The organism is Mycobacterium sp., from assembly GCF_050700595.1.
Taxonomy (GTDB): Bacteria; Actinomycetota; Actinomycetes; order Mycobacteriales; family Mycobacteriaceae; genus Mycobacterium.
Window position 1 is genome coordinate 1 of the sequence record NZ_JBOHHI010000153.1, and the last position, 6458, is coordinate 6458.

General features: G+C 67.7%; 4 protein-coding genes. All 4 read right to left on the bottom strand.

Annotated elements, in window-relative coordinates; translation table 11 throughout:
• The coding region (locus ACRDTL_RS14135; RefSeq protein WP_431507329.1) for a beta-ketoacyl synthase N-terminal-like domain-containing protein at nt 1-2943 on the bottom strand (2943 nt) is incomplete at its 3' end.
• Between the two features lie 8 nt (nt 2944-2951).
• A complete protein-coding gene (fadD32, locus tag ACRDTL_RS14140; protein WP_431507330.1) occupies nt 2952-4847 on the bottom strand; it encodes a long-chain-fatty-acid--AMP ligase FadD32 in 1896 nt (631 codons plus the stop codon).
• Nucleotides 4848-5045: 198 nt separating this feature from the next.
• A complete protein-coding gene (gene culp6 / locus ACRDTL_RS14145; RefSeq protein WP_431507331.1) occupies nt 5046-6068 on the bottom strand; it encodes a carboxylesterase Culp6 in 1023 nt (340 codons plus the stop codon).
• A gap of 111 nt (nt 6069-6179) precedes the next feature.
• Nucleotides 6180-6458 (bottom strand): alpha/beta hydrolase-fold protein (locus ACRDTL_RS14150; protein ID WP_431507332.1); only part of this gene is annotated, 279 nt, incomplete at its 5' end.

Sequence of the window (6458 nt, forward strand, 5' to 3'; positions counted from 1 at the left end):
GGTGTGCCCATTGTCGACGGCGTTGCGGACACCCTGGGTGAAGTAGACCGAATGCCGCAGACCTTTCTTCCAGTAGTCCACGTCGTGGATCGGCTCGCCGCCGGGGCGGATGTAATTGCCCTCATGCACGGTGGAGTAGTAGCCGACGGTCACCGGCAATGGGTGGATGCCGGCCAGCTCGGCCGACAGCTCGCCGAGCAGCGGGTCCATCTGCGAGGTGTGGCTGGCGCCCTTGGTCGCGAACTTGCGGGCGAAGCGGCCCTCGGCCTCGCAGCGGGCGATGATCGCGTCCACCTGTTCGGGCGGGCCGCCGATCACGGTCTGGCCCGGCGCGGCATAGACGCACCCCTCCAGGTCCGGGAAGTCCGCGAACACCGTCTTGATCTCCTCGGCAGAGTACTCCACCAGCGCCATCAGCCGGATGTACTCGCCGAACAGCATCGCCTCGCCCTCACCCATCAGGTGCGAGCGCGAGCAGATGGCCCGGGTGGCGTCGCGCAGCGACAGGCCGCCGGCGAAGTAGGCGCACGCGGCTTCACCCAGCGACTGGCCGATCACCGCGGCGGGCTTGGCGCCGTGGTGCTTGAGCAGTTCACCCAGCGCGATCTGGATCGCGAAGATGGTGACCTGGGTGGTCTCGATGCCGTAGTCCTGCGAGTCGTCGAGGATCAGCTCGAGCACCGAATAGCCCAGCTCGTCGGAGACCAGCGCGTCGACCTTCTCGATCCACTCGGCGAACACCTCGTCGCGCAGATACAGGCTCTTGCCCATCTTGCGGTGCTGCGCGCCGAACCCGGCGAGCACCCACACCGGGCCGTTGGTCACCGGCCCGTCGGTGGAAAATAGGTTCGGCCGCTGCTTGCCCTCGGCGACCGCGCGCAGGGCCTTGATCGCTTCGTCGTGGTCGCGGGCCAGCACCACCGCACGGGAGCGGCCGTGGTTGCGCCTCGACAGCGACCGGCCGATCGACTCCAGCGAGGACGCCCGGCCCTGGAGGCTTTCCATCCAGTCGGCCAGTTCGGCGGCGGCCGCCTTCTTGCGTGACGTCAGAAACGCCGACACCGCCAGCGGCACCAGCGGTGCCGGGACTTCCTGGGAGGCAAGCTCTTCGAGCGCAACCTCCTTGAGCCGCAACGCTTCCTCGGTGATGCCGGGCAGTTCGGGTTCGGCTTCCGGCTCGGCCGCACCGTCGCCCTCTCCGGACTCGATGAACTCGCCGTACTCGTCGAAACGCACCCCACCGACAAACTCGGCATGCTTTTCCTCGGCCGGAGCGGAAGTCTGCGCTTCGGGTTCGGGCTCTTCGCGTTCCACAACGTCGCGCGGCAGCACCTCGCGCAACACCAAATGCGCATTGGCGCCGCCGAATCCGAAGCTCGACACCCCGGCGACCGCGTAGCCGCCGTAACGGGGCCAGTCGGCCGCCGTGTCCAAAAACCGCAAATGTGTTGCGTCGAAGTCGATGTAGGGGTTGGGCCCGGCGTAGTTGATCGACGGCGGCAGCTGGTCGTGCTGCAGCGCCAGCACCATCTTGGCCAGGCTGGCCGCACCGGCCGCCGACTCCAGGTGCCCGACATTGGTTTTGATCGCACCCAGCAGGGCCGGCTTGTCGGCGGGGCGGCCCCGGCCGATGACCCGGCCCAGCGCCTGAGCCTCGATCGGGTCGCCGAGCACGGTGCCGGTGCCGTGGGCTTCGACGTAGTCGACGGTGCGCGGGTTGATGCCGGCGTCCTTATAGGCCCGGCGCAGCACGTCGGCCTGCGCGTCGGGGTTGGGGGCGATCAGGCCGTTGGACCGGCCGTCGTGGTTGACCGCGCTGCCCGCGATCACGGCCAGGATCTGATCACCGTCGCGGCGGGCGTCGGCGACCCGCTTGAGCACCAGCATGCCGCCACCCTCAGAGCGGGTGTAGCCGTCGGCGTCGGCGGAGAACGACTTGATCCGGCCGTCGGGGGCCAGCACCGCGCCGATCTCGTCGAAACCAAGCGTCACCACCGGGGTGATCAGCGCGTTGACGCCGCCGGCGAGGGCCACGTCGCACTCACCGCTGCGCAGCGCCTGCACCGCCTGGTGGGTGGCGACCAACGAGCTCGAGCAGGCGGTGTCGATCGCCACCGACGGGCCGTGGAAATCGTAGAAATACGAAACCCGGTTGGCCACAATCGAACTCGCCGTCCCGGTGATCGCGTAGGGGTGCGCGACGGTCGGGTCCGACATCGCCAAAAAGCTGTAGTCGTTGACCGAGGTGCCGACGTACACGCCGACAGCTTCGCCGCGCAGGCTCGACGCCGGGATGCGGGCGTGCTCGAGCGCCTCCCAGGTCAGCTCCAGCGCCATCCGCTGTTGCGGGTCGATGTTGTCGGCCTCGGTCTTCGACAGCGCGAAGAACTCGGAGTCGAAGCCCTTGATGTCCTTCAGGTAGCCGCCGCGGGTGCGGGCCTTGGCGACCCGTTCGGCCAGCCGCGGCTCCTCCATGAACTCCGACCAGCGGCCCTCGGGCAGGTCGGTGATCGCGTCGCGACCCTCCAGCAGCGCCTGCCAGGTCTCCTCCGGGGTGTTCATGTCGCCCGGGAAGCGGGTGGACAACCCCACCACGGCGATGTCGACCCGTTCCACCGGACCGCTGCGCGACCAGTCGGTTTCGTCGTCGGCGGTGATCTCGGGGTCGCCCTCGACGATCCAGGTGGCCAGCGCCTCGATGGTCGGGTGCTCGAAGGCGGCCGCGATCGACACCGTGACCCCGGTGCGATCCTCGATGTCGGCGGCCATCGCCACCGCGTCACGCGACGACAAACCCAGTTCCACCATCGGCGTCGCCTCGTCGATGGCGTCGGGTGACTGGCCGGTGGCGTTGGCGATCCAGTCGCGCAGCCAAGCCCGCACCTCGGCGACGGTCATGTCCGTGCGAACGGTCGCGGGCGCGGGCGTATCTGTATCAGTCATATTCGCGTTCAATCGGCCTGGTCGGGGAAGGCGTTCGGGGACGCGGTACCGCTGTGCAAGCTGCCGTCGATGTAGGCGGTGCGGCAGGCGGTGCGCCCGATCTTGCCGCTGGAAGTACGCGGAACCGATCCCGCCGGCACCAGCAGCACGTCGCGCGCGGTGACCCCGTGCCGGACCGCGATGGCCGCGCGGATGTCGTCGGCAATCGGCTGGTAGCCCAGCTTGTGCGCACCCGGCGCGCGCTCAGCGACGATCACCAGCTGCTCGGAGGTGTCCTCCGGGTCGTACTTCAGACCGGCGTGCGGATTGTCGAACACCGCGGCGGGCAACTGGTTGGCGGGCGCCGAGAACGCGGCCACATAGCCGGCGCGCAGGGCACGGCTGGATTCCTGTGCTGAGCACTCCAGGTCCTGCGGGTAGTGGTTGCGGCCGTCGATGATGACCAGGTCCTTGACCCGGCCGGTGATGTAGAGATCACCCTTGTAGAAGGTGCCATAGTCGCCGGTGCGTACCCAGGTTCCGTCGTCGGGAGCGCCCTCGGCGTGCGACGGGCCGGTCCGCGACTTGAGGATATTTTGAAAGGTCTCCGCGGTCTCTTTCTCGCGGTTCCAGTACCCGGAACCCATGTTGTTGCCGTGGATCCAGATCTCGCCGACCTGCCCGTCGGGCAGCTCGCTGGCGGATCCGGCGTCGACGATGACCGCCCATTCGTCGATCCCGATCTTGCCGGCCGAAGCTTGCGCGACGGCATTCGACACATCGGGTGCGACCTCGACGAACCTGTTCTCGTTGTTCAACGCGTCGCGGTCGACGTGAATGATCTTGGGCGCCTCGTCCATCGGGGTGGTCGAGACGAACAGGGTCGCCTCGGCCAGCCCGTAGGACGCCTTGATCGCCTTCTCCTGGAAGCCGTACGGCGCGAACGCCTCGTTGAACTTGCGCAGCGATGCCGCCGACACCGGCTCGCTGCCGTTGAGGATCGCCTTGACGTTGCTCAAGTCCAGCGGCGGGTCCCCGTCTTTGGGCAGACCGCGAGCCGCGGCGTGCTCGAACGCGAAGTTGGGGGCGGCAGAGATGGTGCCACCGGTCTCACCCTCCTTGCGGGCCAGCTCGCGGATCCAGCGGTGCGGGCGGCGTACGAACGCGGCGGGTGTCATGAAGGTGCACTCGTAGCCGACCACCGACGGCAACACGATCGTGATCAGGCCCATGTCGTGGAAGAACGGCAGCCAGGTGACACCGCGGTCACCCTCGCGGCCCTCCAACGCCTCCATCACCTGAATCACGTTGGTGGGCAGGTTCAGATGGGTGATCTGCACGCCGGTCGGGGTGCGAGTGGAGCCGGAGGTGTATTGCAGGTAGCCGATGGTGTCAGTGGCGGCCGGCAACATCTCCCAGGTGGAGCCGACCTCGGCGGGAACCGCGTCGACGGCGATGATCCGGGGCCGCTCCTTGGCGGGGCGGCTGCGGATGAACTTGCGGACGCCCTCGGCGGAGTCGCTGGTGGTCAGGATCGCCGACGGGGTGCAGTCGTCGAGTACGGCGTGCAGTCGCCCGACGTGACCGGGTTCGGAGGGGTCGAAGAGCGGCACCGCGATCCGGCCCGAGTACAAGGTGCCGAAGAAGGAGACCAGATAGTCCAGGTTCTGCCCGCACAGGATGGCCACCCGGTCACCGGGCTGGGTAACCTGCTGCAACCGGGCGCCGATCGCACGGTTGCGGACGCCGAAATCGGCCCAAGAGATGCCCCGCTCGACACCGTCACGTTCGGTGGAGAAGTCGAGGAATCGGTACGCCAGCTTGTCCCCACGCACCTTTGCCCACCGCTCGACCGTGTTAACCAGGCTGCCGTTCTCGGGGAACCTGATCTGTCCGTTCACGATGAACGGGTTGTGGTAGGCCATAGCCACTCTCTCCTGTCACCACATTGCTCGGGCTAAGTCTGTCGTGAGCTGCACCGGCGGGGCGGCCGACTCCGGCCGGCCTGCGCATACATCGCCGCGTCAACCCGCTGGACCAACCACAACTGCTCTTACTTTTCTCTTAATGTTAAGGGGCGGTGCTGTCGCGGACCAAATCTGAACGTACCGCTTGTGTAACGGTCAGCCGTGTTTGGGATGCGGCGCGTTTTCGATCAGGTCGCGCGCCCAGCTCAGCGTCCACTGGGTGGCCGGCTGCCCGTCAAGACTCCAGAACTGGGTGGTGGCGTACTCGGCGTGCACCGGTTGGCCGGCACCGCCGGCCAGGGCATCGAGGGTGCCGGGCAGGTTGGCGATGCTGAACGCTTCCTGCGGCGCAGCGCAGATCAAGTCGCCGGGAGCGCAGATCTCGTAGGTCCGGTTGCCCAGCGCCCCGAATCCGCCCGGGCGCTTGCCGGTCATCGTCAAACCCAGCCCCGACAACACCGGCACCTCATGCAGGGTGACCTCGGCGCCCTGGCCCGGCGGGTTGGGACCGATGTCCTGGCCGACGCCCTCCTGGCGGCGGCCATCGGCGATCAGCGTCGCACCCAGCACCAGGTCCTCGTCGACCGCTCCGCGGCCGTTGCCGACATCGCTGGCGATGTCACCGGCGATCACCGCGCCCTGGGAAAAGCCGATCAGCACATAGCTCGTCAACGGACACTTGTCGTTCATCTCGGTCATGGCCTTGACCGCCGCCCGGGTGCCCTCAGCCCGGCTGTCGTCGTAGGAGATCTGGTTGTCGCCGCTCAGCGGATTACGGAACTGCGCGGTGTAGGGAACGGTGTAGGTCTGGACCCGGCTAGCCCCGAACTGGTCACTGATCGGCCGAGTGACGTTGAGTAGTAATGATTGCGGGAACTGGATCGGGTTGAGCGGGTTGTCCTGCGCCGACGACTCCCAGGTGCCCGGAATGGAGAGCAGCTGCACATCGGGGCAACTGGCGTCCTGGAAAGCCGGCCGCGGCTTGGTCGGATGTGCCGAACCGCTGGTCGGCGGCACGATGCTCGGCGGCACCGCGCTCGGCGCTGATTCCGGGTGCCGCAGGTAGGACACCACGAACATCAGGACCAACGCGACCGCGAGTGCCGTGGTAGTGGCGGCGACCACCGCCAGGATGCGGTGACGCTTGCGCCCGGCCTTGACGGCCTTCTTAACAGCCATGTCTCCTGCCAGCAGAGTCGGTCGGTCGCACAATCGACGTGCCGTGCACCGGCCGTTGCGCCCTGCTTCACGCTACCGGTTCATGGCTCCGGCGCTGCGGGCGCTGATCCGCTAGCGAATGGCACCGGCGATGTCGCCGGACATCGCGCCCAGCTGCGGTCCCCACGACCCCCAGCCGTTGTCGCCACCCGCGAAGTCGAAGTGCCCGTTGTGGCCGGCGACGTGGCGGTACTCCTGGTAGAAGAACCTGCCGCTGCCGGCCGCCTGGGCCTCCTGACCGATCATCGCGGCCGGGTCACTCGCCCCGCCCATCGGGCTGTAAACCCAAATGCGGGTGTTGTTCTGCGCCAACAGCGAGGCGTGCACGTACGGGTCGTGCCACTTCCACCG